Here is a 17,729-nt window from a genome sequence, read left to right on the forward strand (position 1 = left end):
GGTATCGAATTGGTATTATTGACCAATGATTAGGAGGATGTGCGGGTCGCGGCAAGTCAGGGATGAGGTGGCACGATAAGGCCGACCGGCGGTCAGGGGGTGTTTGGCCGATTCCCGATAAAGCCGACGTCAAACCCTGCCGCCGCTGTTGCGTTGAACAGGCATTCCATCGGTCCGGTCTTCATGTCAGGCGGGGTCATGTGCTGCATGGCCCATTGTGTATTCAGCAGACGCGGACCATCGGCGGACTCTAGCGCCCCCTGCGCGTCGCAGAGCGTTTCGATCTTCCGGGCGAATGCCGCGTCATCGGTCAGGCCGGGGCGATAGTCAGGCAGACGGTCGAGAAGATCATGCTTGCGAAGCCAATCACGGGCGCGACTGACCATGACAGCGGCCATGCGAGCTTCACGAAGTGCCTCGAACCGAGGCTGAAGCGACGACGTCAGTTCCACGTCATAATAGTTTGCCGCCTTTTCGGCACAGGCAAGTTGCTGCTCGGTAACATGATCGGCCTTGGCAACGACAAGTATGTCGGCATCCAGATCCGCATCCGATCGCACCGACACCGTACCCAGTCCACATGCGCTCACCCGTTCGGCCGCCACTTGCGGCGTAACGATTTCATGGGCTTCTGTAAAACAAAGCCAAGTTGCGTCGTCGCTAGCAAGATAAGGAGCGCAGGCATCTCCGTATCATATGCTGGAAATGTCAACTTCCCTAGGCTGAATTATCAAATCACATATTCCTTCGCCCGACGAGCGAAGTCGATGCACCCCCAATGCCAAGTCATTGACCTTTTTACCAACGATGGATGATAACCCGTCCTCTTTCTGCATCATGCCATGCCATAGGCGTCTTGCCGCAAGCCTGCTTTTACGTAAAAGCGGAATCGAGTAGCTGTTCATGATGATGTGCAGCACGCACAACAAAAAGGGCCCCGCCACATCTGGCGGAGCCCTTCTGAACCTTTGGCGATCGCCCGCGATCAGTTCGTCGGCGTCGGCGCGCCAGGAACGGCGCCGCCCGGCATCGCACCACCAGGGGCCGCGCCACCCGGCATCGCGCCGCCCATGCCCTGGCGCATCTGCATCTGCCGCACGACGCTTTCCGGCAGGAAGTCGAGCAACTGCACGTCGAACACCAGCGTCGAATTGGCCGGGATCGGCCCCGCCTCGCGCTCGCCATAGCCCAGCGCGGCCGGGATCCAGACGCGGTACTTGGCGCCCTTCGGCATCAGCTTCAGCGCTTCGGAGAAGCCGGGCACCACCGCCGAAACCGGCATCGGCGTCGGTTGCTGCGACTTGTCGAACGTGGTGCCGTTCAGCAGCTTGCCCTCATACTGGACCAGCGCGACATCGGCATCGGTGGGCTTGGCCGCACCCGGCTGACCCGGCTCCAGCACCTTGTATTGCAGGCCCGAAGCGGTGGTCATCACGCCCTTGCCGCGGGCGTTGCGGGTCAGGAAGTCGTCACCCTGCGTGGCCAGCGCGACGGCCGCGACGCAGGCGAGCACCAGCCCCAGCCACAGATAGATGAGATAGCTGCGCTTGACGGGCTGCAGCGGCACGGCGGTGACGGTGGACATCGATTAGCACCTGCTTCTTCGGTGCCGGTCCGGCCGTCACCGGTGATAGGTCGGGAAACGTGACGCCGGACGGCCACGCCCCGTGGATACGGAGCGCGGCCTGATGCCCGGCCGGTCGCTTACCGGGCGCCGTCGCGCTCGGCGCGCTTGCGCTCCAGCTTGCGCGACCGACGCACGGCAGCGGCACGCTCGCGCGCACGCTTCTCCGACGGCTTCTCATAATGACGGCGCAGCTTCATTTCGCGATACACGCCCTCGCGCTGCAGCTTCTTCTTCAGCGCGCGAAGAGCCTGGTCGACATTGTTGTCGCGAACGATGATCTGCATAAAACCAAAAAACTCCGGTCGATGGGCGCTGTCCATGCCGGAGCAGCGGTCAATCTGAATGGCAAATAGTCGGCGCGAACGAGTCCGCGTCGAGAACAGGCGGCGCCTAGCAGCACCGGGCATCCTTGGCAAGCGCGTCTCGCCATGATCCGCTACCCGACGCCGATGTGGCCAAGATGCAACAACGGGCCCATCATCGCATGATCGTTACGGGATGTTGCAGTCCTGTCATGTGCGCGATACGCCTGTGCCCGATCCCTTGGCGCATGTTGCAAACGGCCGCAGACTTGGACCTGTCCACCCGCCTCCTCATCGTCGACGACGATCCCGGCATTCGTGAACTGACCGCAGGCTTCCTCGCTGCGCATGGCTATGTGGTCGATACCGCCGCCGATGCCACCGAAATGCGCGCACAGATGACGCGCGAGGCCTATTCGCTGATTGTGCTGGACGTGATGATGCCGGGAGAGGACGGCTTGTCCATCCTTCGCACACTTGACCGCGCGACGGCGCCGTCGGTCATCATCCTGTCGGTGATCGGCGAGGAAGTGGACCGAATCGTGGGACTGGAAATGGGTGCGGACGATTACATCGCCAAGCCGGCCAATCCGCGCGAGTTGCTGGCGCGTATTCGCTCCGTTCTGCGCCGCAATGCCACCGCCCCGGCACGCATCGAGCCCCCCGCACCCGCCGCGCGCCCGCTGCAACGCTTTGCTGGCTGGCGGCTGGACCCGATCGGGCGCCAGTTGCTCGATCCGGACGAGGTCGTCATCAACCTGTCGGATGGCGAGTTCCGGATGCTGATGACCTTTGTCGATCATCCCCGCCGCGTGCTCAGCCGCGACTTCCTGCTCGATCATGCCCGCGGGGTCACCGCCGAACACTTCGATCGCGCGATCGACGTGCAGGTCAGCCGGCTGCGTCGCAAACTCAATCGTGGCGACATGCGCGGCGGCGACGACCTGATCCGCACCGTGCGCAACGAAGGCTATATGTTCGTCGCCGATGTTGAGACGCGCTGACCCCGTCGGACCGCCCGATCCGCCGTCATCCCGTCGGGCATCACCCAGTCTGGCACAGCCGATCTTTGCGCTGGTCATCGCCTCGGTCATGGTCGCGACGCTGACCTTGTTCGTCATCACCTTCAATGGCCCCCCGCCCCGCGACCCGCCCCGCCCCCTGAGCGTCCTCGCCGCCACCCTGGAAACCGGCCGCAGCCCGGATCAGCGCGGCCCCGCCCTGATCGTCCACCGCGAAGCGACCGCGCCCGAACCGCAAGTCGGCGAAACGCCCAACCCCTACGTCGCCCGGCGTCTCGCAGAGCTGCTTGGCGTGCCCATGGCACAGCTCCGGGTCTATTCGGGTGGCGTACCCTATCGCCTTCCTTTCGAGCCTCCCCGCGGGATCGAGGAGGGGCGCCCCCCGCCCGGTGTCGATTCGATCCGGCCTGACTGGCTGGGCGGTCACTTCACGGTGGCGTTACGCCGCCCCGATGGCTGGCACGTACTGCGCAATGCCCCCTACAGCGTGTTCACGCCTTGGCACGCTGCGGTTCTGGCGGGCATGCTGGTTGCGATCCTGCTCCTCTCCATCCCGGCCTGGATGCTGGCGCGTGCGATCTCGCGCCCCCTTGCCCAACTGGCCGCCGCCGCCGATCATGCGCGCGCTGGTGCCGATCTGCCGCCCCTGCCCGACAGCCGCTCGCGCGAGGTGCGCCGCCTGTCTGCGGCGGTGCGTGCGATGCATGCGCGGCTGGCGGGCCATGCCGAACAGCGCACCGTCATGCTGGCCGCGATCGCGCATGATCTCGGCACGCCGCTTTCCCGCCTCGCCTTTTGGATCGAACAACTGCCCGAGACTGCGCATGCTCGCGCCAGCGCTGACATCGACGAGATGCGGGCATTGATCGGTGCCGCCCTGCGCTTCGCCCGCGACGAGGCGGTGGCACCGATGCGCGCCCGTATCGATCTCGGCGCACTGCTCGACTCGCTGGTCGAGGATATGGCCCAGGCGGGCGAGCCGGTGACGCTGATCGCCAGCCCCCGCGCCATCGTTCGCGGCGATTCGGTCGCATTGCGCCGGCTATTCACGAACCTCGTCGCCAACGCCGTGCGCTACGGCGAATGTGCGATCGTCGGCTGGACCCTTGATGGCGAAACAGTAACCGTCACCGTCGATGATGCCGGCCCCGGCGTCGATCCCGCACAGGTGGGCCGCCTGTTCGAACCCTTTGTTCGCGGCGATCCGTCACGCAATCGCGCCACTGGCGGCACCGGACTGGGCCTTGCCATCGTTCGCGCGATTACCGAACGCCATGGCGGCGAAGTGACGCTTGGCAATCGCCCCGATGACGCCGGCGCGCGTGCCAGTGTCACGCTGCCCCTGTCGCACTGACGCCGACACGCCGACACAATATTTCAGTGTTCTGACATACGCTGGCGACATGCGCCCGCCACCTTGCTGGACGACGAAATGATACTTGGCAGGGGGCAAGCAGGATGCACATGCAGCACGATCACGAGGTGGAAGACCATGATCTGGGCCTCGCCCATGACCTGAAGGTGATGAACGCGATGATCGCCCGTCGCCGCGCGTTGAAGTGGTTTGCCGGGGTTGGCACCGCCGCCGTGGTCGCCGGTTGCGGCGGCAGCGAAGCCGACACGGTTTCCGTGGTCAGCAGCGCCACCGCCACCGCGACGCCGACACCGACCGCAACGGCCACACCAACGCCGACGCCGACATCGACGACCACCACCGGTTGCATCGCCGATCCTACGGAAACCAACGGCCCTTATCCCGCCGATGGTACGAACACGTCCAGTGGCGCCACGTCCAACGCTCTCACCACCAGCGGCATCGTCCGCTCCGACATCCGCTCCAGCTTCATCAGCAGCAGCACTGTCGCCACGGGCGTCCAACTCACCCTCACCTTGAAGGTGGTGAACGTCAACGCCAGCTGCGCCGCGCTATCGGGCTACGCCGTCTACATTTGGATGTGCGATCGCAGCGGCCACTACTCGCTCTACACCGCCGCGACCGAAAGCTATCTGCGCGGCGTGCAGGTGACCGACGCAAATGGCGAGGTGACGTTCACCATGATCGTTCCCGGCTGCTACAGCGGACGCTGGCCGCATATCCATTTCGAAGTCTTTTCCAGCCTGACCGCGGCAACCAGCGGCCGCTACGCCGTGCTGGTCTCGCAATTGGCCCTGCCCAGCGCGGTCTGCACCACCGTTTATGCCGACACCACCACCTATCCCAGCAGTGCCACTAACTTCGCCCGCATCAGCCTGTCGTCCGACAATGTCTTCGGTGACAACACGGCTGCCCAGATCGCGCAGCAGACGCCGACCCTAACGGGCAGCGTTGCCGCCGGCTATACCGGCTCGGCCGTGATCGGCATCGCGCGCTGATCTTCACCGGATCGGCAGGAACGCTCCCGGTCCTGCCGTACAAAGGCACGACGCCCCCCTGTCGTCGTGCCGCCCCGGTCGACCTCGTTACGGTCGACCGGGGCCCCCTTTCGGGCTGGCGCCCGCCCCGCTAAGGCAGCGCCATGACGACGCCGCTCACCCTCTATAACAGCCTGACGCGCAATCCCGAGCTGTTCCAGCCGCTCGACCCGGCAAACATCCGCGTCTATTCCTGCGGCCCCACCGTCTACAATTATGCGCATATCGGCAATCTGCGTGCCTATGTCTTTACCGACACGCTGTCGCGCACGCTGACCTGGAAAGCCCCCGCCATGGGCTGGGGCGCGCTCACCCACATCATCAACATCACCGATGTCGGCCACCTGACCTCGGACGCCGATGCCGGCGACGACAAGATGGAAGCCGCCGCCAAAAAGACCGGCCAGGATATCTGGGCGATCGCCGCCCATTACACCGCCGCGTTCAAGCAGAACCTTTCCGACCTCGGCATCCGGGAGCCGACCCGCTTCCCGCTCGCCACCGACCATGTGCAAGCGATGATCGACTTCGCCGTCGCGATCGAGGCGAAGCACTGCTACCGGCTCGCCGACGGCCTGTATTTCGATACCAGCACCGTGCCCGATTATGGCCGCCTCGCGCGGCACAGGGACGACGAGGGCGAAAGCCGCATCGACCCGGTCGAGGGCAAGCGCCACGCCGCCGACTTCGCGATCTGGCGCGCCTCCACCCCGGGCGAGAATCGCCAGATGGAATGGGACAGCCCCTGGGGTCGCGGCGCGCCGGGCTGGCATCTGGAATGCTCGGTGATGAGCCAGATGTATCTGGGCGAACGCTTCGACATCCACACCGGCGGGATCGACCACCGCGAGATCCACCACCCCAACGAGATCGCGCAGAACCAGGCGCACAGCTGCTCGGCGGATACCGGCGCGACGATCTGGATGCACAACAACTTCCTGGTCGAGCGCTCGGGCAAGATGTCCAAGTCGTCCGGCGCGTTCCTCACGCTTCAGGCGCTGGTCGATCGCGGCTTCCACCCGCTCGCCTACCGGCTGATGTGTCTTCAGGCGCAATATCGCTCCGAAATGGAGTTCAGCTGGGACAATCTGGCCGCCGCCCAGACCCGGCTGAAGCGCCTCGTCCAGTCGGTGGAGGTCCTGCGCGCGCGCAGCGACGCCCCCGACAAGGGCGATGCAGCGGACTATCGCCAGCGCCTCGACGCCGCCTTGTCCGACGACCTCGCGACGCCCCGCGCGCTGCCGGTGCTGGACGAGCTGCTCGCCGACAAGCGCATCGCCCCCGCTCGTCGCCTGGCGGCACTGGACGATTTCGACGCGGTACTGGGCCTGCAACTCACCACGCTGACCCGCGCCGCGCTGCGCGTCCGTCCCGCCGCGGCGACGCTGACGGAAGCGGAGGTCGAGGCGCATCTGGCCGAACGCCGCGAAGCGCGCGCGGCGAAGGATTTCCCCCGTTCGGATGCGATTCGCGACGCACTAGCGGCCGGCGGCGTGGAGGTGATGGATGGCGACCCGCTCGGCTGGGACTGGCGCCCGACGCTCTGACCGGGCGTCGGCATGTCCTGCTCAACCGGTCTGTGGTGCCCCTGGCCGGACTCGAACCAGCATGCCTTGCGGCGTTCGATTTTGAGTCGAATGCGTCTACCAATTTCGCCACAGGGGCAGCGAAGCCGCGTCGCTAGACGAGCGGGCTTCGCTTCGCAAGTCATCAATTCACCGGCGGTCGCCGACGATAGCTGAGTGCTTCGGCCACATGCAGGCGCCGCACCGTTTCGCTGCTGTCCAGATCGGCGATGGTGCGCGCCACGCGCAGGATGCGGGTAAAACCCCGCGCCGTCAGCCGCATCGCCTCGGCCGCCTGCGCCAGCAGCGCCCGCCCCGCCCCGTCCGGCGTGGCCACCCGGTCGAGCAGCGCGCCATCCGCCTCGGCATTCGTCCGCACGCCATGCCCGCCATAGCGTGCCGCCTGCACCGCCCTCGCCGCCGCGACGCGCGCCGCGACCTCTGCCGACCCTTCCGCCGGCGGCGGCAGCATCAGGTCGACGGCGCTTACCGGCTGCACGTCGATATGGATGTCGATCCGGTCCAGCAATGGCCCCGACACCTTGGCCTGGTAATCCGCGGCACAGCGCGGCGCCCGTGCGCAGGCGAGTGCGGCATCGCCCAGATGACCGCAGCGGCACGGGTTCATCGCCGCGATCAACTGCACGCGCGCCGGAAAGGTGACATGCGCATTGGCCCGCGCCACGCTGACGCTGCCCGTCTCCAGCGGCTGGCGCAGCGAATCGAGCACCGCGCGCTGGAATTCGGGCAGTTCGTCCAGGAACAGCACGCCCAGATGCGCAAGGCTCACCTCGCCCGGCTTCACCTTCAGCCCGCCGCCCGTCAGCGCCGCCATCGATGCGGAGTGATGGGGATGGCGGAAAGGCCGCACCCGCGTCAGCCGCCCGCCCGCCAGCGTGCCCGCCACCGATTGCACCATCGACACTTCCAGGGCCTCGGCCGCGTCCAGCGGCGGCAGGATGCCCGGCAGGCACGCCGCCATCAGCGACTTGCCCGATCCCGGCGGCCCGCACATCAGCAGGTTGTGCCCGCCCGCCGCCGCGATCTCCAGCGCACGCTTGGCGGTTTCCTGCCCCTTCACTTGCGCCAGATCCGGCCCAGACGCCGCATCGTCCACCGCCCCCGGCACCGGCGCCGACAGCAATTGGTGCCCCTTCAGGTGGTTGATGAGCGACAACAGATCCGGCGCCGCCACCACCGCGACCGATCCCGCCCATGCCGCCTCCGGCCCCTGCGCCGCCGGACAGATCAGCGCCTTGTCCTCGGCGGCGGCATGCAGCGCGGCGAGCAGCACGCCCGGCGACGGGGCGATCCGCCCGTCCAGACCCAGTTCGCCGACCACGACATGCTCGGCCAGCGTCTCGGCATCGATCACCCCCATCGCACCCAGCAAGGCGAGCGCGATCGGCAGGTCGAAATGCGATCCCTCCTTGGGCAGGTCGGCCGGCGACAGGTTGACCGCGATCCGCTTGGGCGGCAGGGCCAGCCCCATCGCCGCGATCGCTCCGCGCACCCGCTCGCGGCTTTCGCCCACCGCCTTGTCGGCCAGTCCCACCAGGTTGAACGCCGGCAGGCCGGGAATCAATTGCACCTGCACCTCGACGGCGCGCGCCTCCAGCCCCAGATACGCCACCGTGGACACGATCGTTGCCATGCATTCCCCCCGCCCCATCTGTAACGCTTTTTCACCAGCGAAACAGATGGCATCGTGCGGGGACCGCGGATGATGCAGCGCGTTGACTTGGGGACCTGCTTTGCCTATGCGCACCCCCAGCAAGGCCGTCCCCGTGGCGGCCCTTTTCTATTCAGACGTACTCAAGGAATGAACCATGAAGCGGACCTTTCAGCCGAGCAACCTGGTGCGCGCACGTCGTCACGGCTTCCGCTCGCGGATGGCGACGCCGGGCGGCCGTGCAGTGATCCGCGCGCGTCGTGCACGCGGCCGCAAGAAGCTGTCGGCGTAACCACGCTTACCCGCCGCCGCGATTTCCTCGCGGCCAATGGCGGGCGGCGCGTGGCGATGCCGGGCTTCGTGCTCCAGCTGCGCCCGCGCCATGATGGCGAGGCCGGCATGCGCGTCGGCTTCACCGTCACCAAGAAGATCGGCAACGCCGTGGTACGCAACCGGATGAAGCGCCGGTTGCGTGCCCTCGCGCGCGACCTGTTGCCCGCGCACGGTCTGCCCGGCGCGGATCATGTGCTGATCGGCCGCAGCGGCGGGATCGAGCGCGACTATCAGGCGCTGACCGCCGAGCTGGTCAAGGCGCTGGGGCGGGCACGCCGGGCGTGCCAGGACGCGTGACAGAGCGCGTGATAGCCCGCCTCCTCATCCTCATCGCCCGCGGGTGGCAGCTTGGCCCATCGGTCATCCTGCCGCCCACCTGCCGTTTCCAGCCAAGCTGTTCGGCCTATGCAATTGAGGCGCTCTCCCGCTATGGCGCAGCCAAGGGGGGTTGGCTGGCGCTCAAGCGGATCGCGCGCTGCCATCCCTGGGGCGGGTGTGGGCCCGATCCGGTTCCCTGATGATATGGGGCATCTATCGTGAATGATGATCGCAAGAATTTCGTCCTGTTCGCGGTGATCGCGGCGCTGATCCTGTTCGGCTGGCCGCTGATCCAGGGCAAGTTCTTCCCCACCGCCAATCCACCCGCCACCAAGATCGTGGACGGCAAGTCCAGGCCCCTGCCCCAGCCGGGCGCGGACCCGACCGCCGACGCCCCCTCGGCGATCCGCGAGCGTCAGGTGGTGCTTCGCGAAACCCCGCGCATCGCGATCGAGACGCCGCAGATGCGCGGATCGATCAACCTGCGCGGGCCGCGCATCGATGACCTGGTGCTGATCGACTACAAGGAAACGGTCGCCAAAAACTCGGCCCCCATCCGCCTGTTGTCGCCGGCCGGTGCGCCGGACGCCTATTTCGCCGGCTTTGGCTGGCGCAGCGAGGGACTGAGCCCGCCCGCCGCCGATGCGGTGTGGACCGCCTCCGCCCCCGTGCTGCGCCCCGGCCAGCCGGTCACCCTCACCGCCGCCAACGCGACCGGCCAGCGCTTCCAGATCCAGATCGCGGTCGACGACGGCTACATGTTCACCGTCCGCCAGACGGTCGCCAATGCCGGCAACGCCCCGGTGCCCGTCGCCGCCTATGGCCTCGTCAACCGCTCGGGCGTGTCGAAGGACCCGGACAGCTGGACGATCCACACCGGCCCGATGTCGGTCAACAACGGCGCTGCAAACTACAAGCCCGACTTCTCGGATGTGGACGAAGGCCCGCAGCGTTTCTCCACCAAGGGCGGCTGGCTCGGCTTCACCGACAAATACTGGCTGACCGCGCTGATCCCCGATCAGGCGGCGCAGTTCGACGGCCAGTTCCGCGCCGGCGCGGGCAAGACCTATCAGGCCGATTATGCCGTGGCCCCGCGCAGCGTCGCGCCGGGTCAGGCCATTACCCAGACCTCGCGCTTCTTCGCCGGCGCCAAGGAAGTTCGCCTGCTCGACCGCTATACCGACAAGCAGGGCGTGACGAAGCTCGACTATGCGATCGACTGGGGCTGGCTGCGCGTCCTGGAAAAGCCGATCTTCTATTATCTCGACTGGCTGTTCCGCATGGTCGGCAACTTCGGCGTCGCGATCATCCTGCTGACGGTCACCATCCGTCTGCTGATGTTCCCGATCGCCCAGCGCCAGTTCGCCTCCATGGCGTCGATGCGCGCGGTGCAGCCCAAGATGAAGGCGTTGCAGGAACGCTACAAGGACGACAAGGTCCGCCTCCAGCAGGAGGTGATGGCGCTCTACAAGCAGGAAAAGGTCAATCCGCTCGCCGGCTGTCTGCCGACGCTGATCCAGATCCCGATCTTCTACGCGCTCTACAAGGTGCTGATGCTGACGATCGAAATGCGTCACCAGCCCTTTGTCGCCTGGATCAAGGATCTGTCCGCGCCCGATCCGCTGACCCCGGTGAACCTGTTCGGCCTGATCCCGTTCACACCGCCCCACTTCATCGCGATCGGCGTCGTGCCCATCCTGCTCGGCATCTCAATGTTCTTCCAGTTCCGCCTCAACCCGGCCCCCATGGACGACACGCAGAAGCAGGTGTTTGCGATCATGCCCTGGGTGCTGATGTTCGTGATGGCGCCGTTCGCGGTCGGCCTGCAGGTCTACTGGATCACCACCAACTGCATCTCGATCCTGCAACAGCGTTTGCTCTATGCCCGTCATCCCGGGCTCAACCAGGCGGCAACGAAGTGACCGACTTTGCCCCGCAGGGCAGCTTTGACGAAGAGACGGTGGAGGCGGCACGCAAGCTGTTCGCCGGCCCCGTCTCCTTTCTGAAATCGGCGCCCGCGCTTCAGCACCTGCCCGATGCGGTGGTGCCCGAGGTGGCGTTCGCCGGCCGGTCGAACGTCGGCAAGTCGTCGCTGCTCAACGCACTCACCAACCGCAACGGTCTGGCCCGCACCTCGAACACGCCCGGCCGCACGCAGGAGTTGAACTTCTTCGACATCGGCCAGCCGCCGGTCTTTCGCCTTGTCGACATGCCCGGCTACGGCTTTGCCAAGGCGCCTAAGGACATGCTCAAGCAGTGGCGGTTCCTGGTGAACGACTTCCTGCGCGGGCGGCAGGCGCTGAAGCGCGCACTGGTGCTGATCGACGCGCGCCACGGCATCAAGGACGTTGATCGCGAAATCCTTGAAATGCTCGACAAGGCGGCGGTCAGCTACCGCATCGTCCTGACCAAGGCCGACAAGGTCAAGGCGACCGACCTCGCCGCCGTCCGCGAGGCGACCGAGACGGAGGCCCGCAAGCGCCCCGCCGCCCACCCCGACATCCTCGCCACCTCCAGCGAGGGTGGCATGGGCATCCCCGAACTCCGCGCCGCCGTCCTCGAAGCGATCGGTTAATCCTCTGCACCCTCTCCCCCGCGGGGAGAGGGCAAAAGCCTCACGCATAGGCTGGCGACCTCCGCAAAACCCGATAAGCATGCCCCCACGACATAAGGGGGAAGATAATGCTGAAACTCAGCCTCACGGCACTCGCACTCGCCACCTGCGCGCCTCTATCTGCCCAGCAGGTCAGCGCCGACTGGGTCCGCGCCCACGAGACCTTCCTCGCCGGTGACGAACTCGCCGGCCGCGGCAGCGCGACGCGCGACGAAGCGATCGCCGCCGCCTATGTCGCCACCCAGTTCCAGGCTTACGGCCTGAAACCCCCGCCCGGCATGACCGGCTATATCCAGAAGGCGCCCGTCTTGCGCCGCTTCGTCGCCGGCGCGCCCAGCCTGACGCTGGGGGATGCGCCCATCGCCGGCCTGACCCTGAGCCGCGCCCCCGGCGGCACCGTCACCGGGCGCGCACAGGTCGCCCGTACCGCATCGCGCGTCCGCACCGGCACACCGATCGTGATCTATACCGGCCTCGCCGACGATTTCGCGGCCGCCATCGGCGCTGCACGCGACAAGGGCGCATCGCTCATCATCGGCCCCGCGCCGGACAAGCCCGGCCCGGCCTGGGCCGTCGGCCGCCCCCTCGGGGTCCGGCTGGCCGACGATGCCGACCCCGGCCTGACCATCGCCATGCTGCCACCGGCTACCCTCGCCGATCTGGCGCGCCGGGCGGGCCGGCAGACGATCCGCTTCGACCTTCCTTTCCGCGAGGAACGCACGGAGACCACCAACGCCATCGGCTATCTGCCTGGCACCGATCCCGCCGCCGGCATCCTGCTGCTGTCCGCCCATCTCGACCATCTGGGAGTCGAGGATGGCACGATCATGCACGGCGCGAACGACGACGCCTCGGGCACCGTCGCGGTTCTCGAACTCGCCCGGACGCTTGCCGCCGGCAAGCCGATGAAGCGCGGCATCCTGTTCGGTGCGTTCGGCGCGGAGGAGCTGGGCCTGCTCGGCTCCAAATATTTCGGCACCCACCTGCCCGTCCCCGTCGAGCGTATCGCCGCCAATATCGAGTTCGAGATGATCGGCGCGCAGGACCCGAAACTGCCCAAGGGCGCGCTGATGATGACCGGCTACGAACGCTCCGACCTCGGCGAGCGCCTCGCCGCCCACGGCGCGCGCCTCGCGCCCGATCCCTATCCGGACCAGAACTTCTTCCGTCGTTCCGACAACTATTCGCTCGCGCTGCGCGGCGTCGTCGCCCACACGCTGTCCGGCTGGGCCGTCGTCCCGACCTATCACCAGCCGACCGACACGATCGCGGCGATCGACTTTCCCTTCATGACGCAGGCGATCGCCGCGCTGGTCGACCCCATCCGCAATCTCGCCGACAGCGACGCGGCACCGACATGGAAGCCGGGTGGTCGCCCCAAGGCGGATTGAGCCCGGCCGCCACCCCCGCTAGGCACGGTGGCATGAAGCTCATCATCGGCAACAAGGCCTATTCGTCCTGGTCGCTGCGCGGCTGGCTCGCCGCCAAGCAGTCCGGCCTTCCCTTCGAGGAGGTGGTCGTGCCGCTCTACGACGCGGACTGGGACGCCAGGCGCGAGGGGGCGGAATTCGCCCCCTCCTCGGGCAAGGTGCCGATCCTGTGGGACGGCGACGCCGTGGTCTGGGACAGCCTCGCCATCGTCGACTATCTCGCGGACAAGGTCGGCCGTGACCGTTTCTGGCCGGCAGACGAGGCCGCACGCGCCATGGCGCGCTCGATGGCGGCGGAAATGCACGCCAGCTTCACCGCGCTGCGCCGCAAGCACAGCATGAACATCCGTCAGGTCTATGAGGCGCGCCGCCCCGATGACGACGTGCTGGTCGATCTCGCCCGCATCATGGAGCTTTGGGCGCAGGCGCGCGCCCGCTTCGGCGGCAATGGCGATTTCCTGTTCGGCAGCTTTGGCGCCGCGGACATCATGTTCGCCCCCGTCGTCACCCGGATCGTCACCTACCAGCTTCCCATCGCCCGCTTCGCCGCCGGCTATATGGACGCCGTGCTCCAGCATCCGTTCATGCAGGACTGGATCGCCGCCGCGCAGGAAGAGGAATGGCTGATCGAACGGTTCGAGCAGCCGACGCCGTGATCGACGTCCTCACCCTCGCGCAAGACCTGCTCCGCACCGAAAGCGTCACCCCGGCGCAAGGGGCCGTGTTCGACATACTGGAAACCGCGCTGGTCCCGCTCGGCTTCACGGCCGACCGGTTCGTGGTCGGCGAGGCGCCGGACGGCCCGGTCGAAAACCTGCTGGCGGTGCGGGGCGGCACCGGCCCGCACCTCGCCTTCGCCGGCCATGTCGATGTCGTCCCCGCCGGCGAGGGCTGGACCGGCAGTCCATTTTCCGGCGCGGTCCGCGACGGCCTGCTCTACGGCCGCGGCGCGGTCGACATGAAGGGTGCCGTCGCCGCCTTCATCGCCGCCTGCGCCGCCGCGCCCGCCGCCATTCCCGTCAGCCTCATCATCACCGGCGACGAGGAGGGTCCCGCCACCTACGGCACCCGCGCCCTGATCGACCGCATGCGCGAGCGGGGTCTGCGCCCCGACCTCTGCCTCGTCGGCGAACCCACCTCCGCCGCCCGCCTCGGCGACATGGTCAAGATCGGCCGTCGCGGCTCGGTCAACATCTGGATCACCGTGCCCGGCCGACAGGGCCACGTCGCCTACCCCCACCTTGCCGACAACCCTGTCACCCGCCTGATCGCCATCCTCTCCGCGATCGACGCCATCACCCTGGACACCGGCAACGCCTGGTTCCAGCCCTCCAACATCGAGGTCACCGACCTCCATGTCGGCAACCCCGCCCACAACATCATCCCCGGCAGCGCGCAGGCCCGCCTCTCGATCCGCTTCAACGACGAACATAGCGGCCAGTCGCTGATCGATCGCATCGCGGCCGTCGCCGCCGCGCACGCACCCGGCGCCGAGGTTACCGGCCGCATCTCGGGCGAGGCGTTCCTGACCGAGCCCGGCGCCTTTTCCACGCTGGTATCCGATGCGATCGAGGACGAGACGGGTTCGCGGCCCGAGCTTTCCACCACCGGCGGTACATCGGACGCACGTTTCCTGTCGAAACTCTGCCCCACGGTCGAATTCGGCCTGCTCAACGCGACTATGCACAAGGTGGACGAGGCGGTGGCGGTGGACGATCTCCACGCCCTCACCCGCATCTATGCCGGGATCATCGCTCGCGCGGGCGCCTGATGACGATATAGAGCGCGCCCTGTCCGCCATGGCGGGGATGCGCGCCGCGCACCGCCGCGATATGATCGGCATGGCGCGATCCCGCCAGCCAGTCGGCGATGGCGGCCCGGATCGCACCGCGCGCATGCGGGCGTTCGCTTTCCGGCCGCGGTGGCTTGCCGGTGACGAGCAGCAACAGCCGGTCGCCCCGCCCGATCGCGCGCTCCAGTCCGCGGTCGAGCATCGCATGCGCCGATGCCAGCGTATGACCGTGCAGATCGATCGAGCTGTCCGGGATCACCGCGCCGCGGGTCAGCCGCTTGTCCCAGCCACCGTCCAGCGTCTCGCCGGGCCCCTTGCGCACGGGCGGCGGGGCGACGGCCGGCTGGCGCACCGGCGGCACGCGCCCGCGCACCTTGGGCGCACCGGGCGTCGGCAGGGTTTCCGCGGCGACCGGCACCGGCGCCGGGCGCGCGGGCACGACGGCGGCGCGCAGCGGGCGCACGCTCGCCATCACCCGCTGCCACAGCAGCGCCTCGTCAGAATTGAGGGACCGCACCGCCCACCCCTGCCTGCAACCGCGCAAGCGTGCCCACGGGGAGCAGCAGGAACGCCGTGCCCCGCCCGGACATGCCGCCCGCCACGCTGCGTGCCGTCTCGCCCGCGCCCCAGAAGGTGTCGAAGCGGTTCGACCCCTTGATCGCCCCGCCGGTATCCTGCGCCACCCACAATCCGGTCACGTCCTGTCGATCCATCGACAGGAACACGGGCGCGCCCAGCGGCACATATTTGGGATCGGCCGCGGCACTCACCTGGCCCGTCACGGCATAGCCCATCGCACCCTGGGGCGGCCCGTCAAGTTCCCGGAAGAACACGAAACTCTTGTTCTCGCGCATCAGCGCGCGGCCCTCGTCGGGATGGTCGTGCAGCCACTGCACGATCCCTTGCATCGACGCCTGCCCCGGCTGCAACAGCCCCCGCTGCCGCATCAGGCTCCCGATCCCGGTATAATCCCGCCCGTTCTGCGTGTCGTATCCGATCCGCATGATCGACCCGTCGGGCAGGCGCAGCCGCCCGGAGCCCTGGATCTGGAGGAAGAACACCTCGACCGCATCCTTGCCCCAGGCAAGGATCGGCGCCCGTCCGTCCAGCGATCCCTGTTCGATCGCGGTGCGGTCGTCGAACGGCACGAAATTCGTGCCTGCGACCTTGCCGCGGATCTTGCGCCCCTTCAGGCTGTCCGAGAACTGGCCGAGATCGACATCGATCAGGTCGCGCGGCCGGGCATAGATCGGCACGTCATATCCCGAGCGTCGCTCGCGCGAGCCAAGGATTTCCGGCTCGTAATAGCCGGTGGCGAAAGCCTTGCCGTCGCCCACCTGCACCGCTTCGAAATAGCGTGCAAAGAAATCCCGCGCCCGCCCGCCGCTTCGCGCCGCGGCACAGGCCGGGCCCCAGTCCGCCCCCCGGGTCAGCCCCGACGTGTCGGCCCGCCGCATCAGCCCCGGACAGGACAGGGCAAAGGCCGCCCGCGCCGACTCGGCCTGTGCATCGGTGATCGGCAGGGTCGCGATGGCAGGCCCCGGCAGCACCCCGGCGGTCGCCGCCGTTGTGGCGGCAGGATTGGGAATCGACGGCGCGGCCAGCAGCGGCGTCGCCGGTACAATTCGCGCCGGACCGCTGGCAACGCGGCCCGGTTCGCGGATCTCGGGCGCCTTGCCGGCGGACGGGCGTGTCGGACCGGGGCGAGTCGCAGTCGGCCGCTCACCCGGCGCGGCCGGGCCGCCCGATGGGACGATGCGACCCGCGCAAGCGGAGAGCGCCAGAGCGAGCGCCGCCGTCGCGGCGAAACGAAACGCGCTCACGCTTCGTCGGTGTCGGCAAGCTTCCAGTTCGGATCGCTGCTCTTCAGCGTCCGCGCGAAGGTCCAGACGTCGTGCGTCTCGACCGCATCGGTCAGCGACCCCGCAACCACCTGCCCGCTGGCGTCGCGCGTCACCGCGGCGATGTCGGCATCGAACCGCACCGTGATCCGCGCCTCCCGGCCCTGCACCTGGGCGTCGGTGATGACCGCACGCTCGATCGAAACCAGCCGGTTGTCGAGCGTTTCGCCCGATTCGCGGCGGGCTGCGATCGCCTCGGCGAACACCGCCTGCACATCGGGCTCGGCCAGCGTCGCCAATGCTTCCTCGTCACCCTTCCAGAAGGATTCGAGCGTCATCCGATACGCGCTCTGCGCCCCGTTCAGGAACTGCGCCACATCGAAGCCGGGCTCCGCCGCGATCACCGCGCGCACGCCCTGCTCGGCCCGCCCCTCGATGTTGCGGTTCGGCATTTCGCGCTTTTCCAGGCTGACCTCGACCGGCCGGGCGACCGTCACCGGTACGCCGCGGTCATCGGCGCCGCGTGCCAGCGGCTGCTGCTCATGCCCCGTCCGCTTGCCCAGCACGCTGTAGAGCCGCAGGGCCAGGAAAAGGGCGACCATCGCGAGAAGAACGACGTAGAACAACGCTTGCGAGCCTTTCGATAACCGCCTCAACATAGGTTCAATGCCCGCAAATTCAAACCCGGTGCGATTCGAACCCACGCCCACGTTAAGCAACGTTGAAACCACTTCAGGCCACTGCTAACCGCTCGGCCACTCGGGCCGAACGCATGACGCGTGCAATCGGTCCTGCACCTTC

At 67.6% G+C, this 17,729-nt stretch carries 19 protein-coding genes and 1 tRNA gene; 12 read left to right on the forward strand and 8 right to left on the reverse strand.

Annotated features, from left to right (window positions below):
- Positions 1–92: 92 nt before the first annotated feature.
- The 3 genes from GQR91_RS16040 to rpsU all read right to left on the reverse strand — a co-directional run bounded on the left by GQR91_RS16040 (position 93) and on the right by rpsU (position 1,911).
- A complete protein-coding gene (locus GQR91_RS16040; RefSeq protein WP_149680765.1) occupies positions 93–566 on the reverse strand; it encodes a hypothetical protein in 474 nt (157 codons plus the stop codon).
- Between the two features lie 419 nt (positions 567–985).
- The gene (locus tag GQR91_RS16045) at positions 986–1,585 is read right to left on the reverse strand and encodes an FKBP-type peptidyl-prolyl cis-trans isomerase (protein ID WP_149680766.1); all 600 of its coding nucleotides are present in this window, start codon (positions 1,583–1,585) and stop codon (positions 986–988) included.
- Between the two features lie 119 nt (positions 1,586–1,704).
- A complete protein-coding gene (gene rpsU, locus GQR91_RS16050) occupies positions 1,705–1,911 on the reverse strand; it encodes a 30S ribosomal protein S21 (RefSeq protein ID WP_149681428.1) in 207 nt (68 codons plus the stop codon).
- A gap of 266 nt (positions 1,912–2,177) precedes the next feature.
- Between rpsU and GQR91_RS16055 the strand changes: the two genes are divergently transcribed.
- The 4 genes from GQR91_RS16055 (at position 2,178) to cysS (ending at position 6,910) form a co-directional block, all read left to right on the forward strand.
- Positions 2,178–2,933 (forward strand): response regulator, encoded by a 756-nt coding sequence (locus GQR91_RS16055; RefSeq protein ID WP_149680767.1) that lies wholly within the window; start codon positions 2,178–2,180, stop codon positions 2,931–2,933.
- Positions 2,917–4,305, forward strand: coding sequence for a sensor histidine kinase (locus GQR91_RS16060; RefSeq protein ID WP_149680768.1), 1,389 nt, complete (start codon positions 2,917–2,919; stop codon positions 4,303–4,305). The genes GQR91_RS16055 and GQR91_RS16060 overlap by 17 nt, the downstream gene beginning before the upstream one ends.
- A gap of 110 nt (positions 4,306–4,415) precedes the next feature.
- Positions 4,416–5,324, forward strand: a complete 909-nt coding sequence (locus GQR91_RS16065) for an intradiol ring-cleavage dioxygenase (protein ID WP_149680769.1) — start codon at positions 4,416–4,418, stop codon at positions 5,322–5,324.
- Between the two features lie 143 nt (positions 5,325–5,467).
- Entirely contained in the window at positions 5,468–6,910 is a 1,443-nt protein-coding gene (gene cysS, locus GQR91_RS16070) for a cysteine--tRNA ligase (RefSeq protein WP_149680770.1), read from the forward strand.
- Positions 6,911–6,943: 33 nt separating this feature from the next.
- Here cysS and GQR91_RS16075 read toward each other — a convergent pair.
- Positions 6,944–7,028, reverse strand: a tRNA-Leu gene (locus GQR91_RS16075).
- Positions 7,029–7,073: 45 nt separating this feature from the next.
- The gene (locus tag GQR91_RS16080) at positions 7,074–8,582 is read right to left on the reverse strand and encodes a YifB family Mg chelatase-like AAA ATPase (protein WP_149680771.1); all 1,509 of its coding nucleotides are present in this window, start codon (positions 8,580–8,582) and stop codon (positions 7,074–7,076) included.
- Between the two features lie 175 nt (positions 8,583–8,757).
- Between GQR91_RS16080 and rpmH the strand changes: the two genes are divergently transcribed.
- From rpmH to dapE, 8 genes are all read left to right on the forward strand, one after another.
- Positions 8,758–8,892 carry a 50S ribosomal protein L34 gene (gene rpmH, locus GQR91_RS16085; RefSeq protein WP_042490346.1) on the forward strand — a complete coding sequence of 45 codons (135 nt, stop codon included), beginning with the start codon at positions 8,758–8,760 and terminating at the stop codon, positions 8,890–8,892.
- A 56-nt stretch (positions 8,893–8,948) separates the two neighbouring features.
- Positions 8,949–9,230: a ribonuclease P protein component gene (rnpA, locus tag GQR91_RS16090; protein ID WP_235903876.1), complete on the forward strand. Its 282-nt coding sequence runs from the start codon at positions 8,949–8,951 to the stop codon at positions 9,228–9,230.
- A gap of 8 nt (positions 9,231–9,238) precedes the next feature.
- Positions 9,239–9,451 (forward strand): membrane protein insertion efficiency factor YidD, encoded by a 213-nt coding sequence (gene yidD, locus GQR91_RS16095; protein ID WP_149680772.1) that lies wholly within the window; start codon positions 9,239–9,241, stop codon positions 9,449–9,451.
- Between the two features lie 18 nt (positions 9,452–9,469).
- Entirely contained in the window at positions 9,470–11,173 is a 1,704-nt protein-coding gene (gene yidC / locus GQR91_RS16100; RefSeq protein ID WP_149680773.1) for a membrane protein insertase YidC, read from the forward strand.
- Positions 11,170–11,826 (forward strand): ribosome biogenesis GTP-binding protein YihA/YsxC, encoded by a 657-nt coding sequence (gene yihA / locus GQR91_RS16105; RefSeq protein ID WP_112380955.1) that lies wholly within the window; start codon positions 11,170–11,172, stop codon positions 11,824–11,826. Before yidC ends, yihA begins: the two co-directional genes overlap by 4 nt.
- A gap of 107 nt (positions 11,827–11,933) precedes the next feature.
- Positions 11,934–13,256, forward strand: a complete 1,323-nt coding sequence (locus tag GQR91_RS16110) for a M28 family peptidase (protein ID WP_149680774.1) — start codon at positions 11,934–11,936, stop codon at positions 13,254–13,256.
- A gap of 32 nt (positions 13,257–13,288) precedes the next feature.
- Positions 13,289–13,951 carry a glutathione S-transferase family protein gene (locus GQR91_RS16115; protein ID WP_149680775.1) on the forward strand — a complete coding sequence of 221 codons (663 nt, stop codon included), beginning with the start codon at positions 13,289–13,291 and terminating at the stop codon, positions 13,949–13,951.
- Positions 13,915–15,066 carry a succinyl-diaminopimelate desuccinylase gene (gene dapE, locus GQR91_RS16120; RefSeq protein WP_149680776.1) on the forward strand — a complete coding sequence of 384 codons (1,152 nt, stop codon included), beginning with the start codon at positions 13,915–13,917 and terminating at the stop codon, positions 15,064–15,066. The genes GQR91_RS16115 and dapE overlap by 37 nt, the downstream gene beginning before the upstream one ends.
- Here dapE and GQR91_RS16125 read toward each other — a convergent pair.
- Genes GQR91_RS16125 through GQR91_RS16135 form a run of 3 tightly spaced genes read right to left on the reverse strand, consistent with a single transcriptional unit; the run spans position 15,044 to position 17,554 of the window.
- On the reverse strand, positions 15,044–15,559 hold the full coding sequence (locus tag GQR91_RS16125; protein ID WP_149681430.1) for a Smr/MutS family protein: 516 nt from the start codon (positions 15,557–15,559) through the stop codon (positions 15,044–15,046). The two genes, dapE and GQR91_RS16125, sit on opposite strands and share 23 nt — an antisense overlap.
- Before the next feature lie 25 nt (positions 15,560–15,584).
- On the reverse strand, positions 15,585–16,910 hold the full coding sequence (gene mltA / locus GQR91_RS16130; protein WP_235903822.1) for a murein transglycosylase A: 1,326 nt from the start codon (positions 16,908–16,910) through the stop codon (positions 15,585–15,587).
- Positions 16,907–17,554 (reverse strand): Tim44/TimA family putative adaptor protein, encoded by a 648-nt coding sequence (locus tag GQR91_RS16135; RefSeq protein WP_149680777.1) that lies wholly within the window; start codon positions 17,552–17,554, stop codon positions 16,907–16,909. The genes mltA and GQR91_RS16135 overlap by 4 nt, the downstream gene beginning before the upstream one ends.
- Between the last annotated feature and the right edge of the window lie 175 nt (positions 17,555–17,729).

This window comes from Sphingomonas carotinifaciens (genome assembly GCF_009789535.1).
GTDB lineage: Bacteria > Pseudomonadota > Alphaproteobacteria > Sphingomonadales > Sphingomonadaceae > Sphingomonas > Sphingomonas carotinifaciens.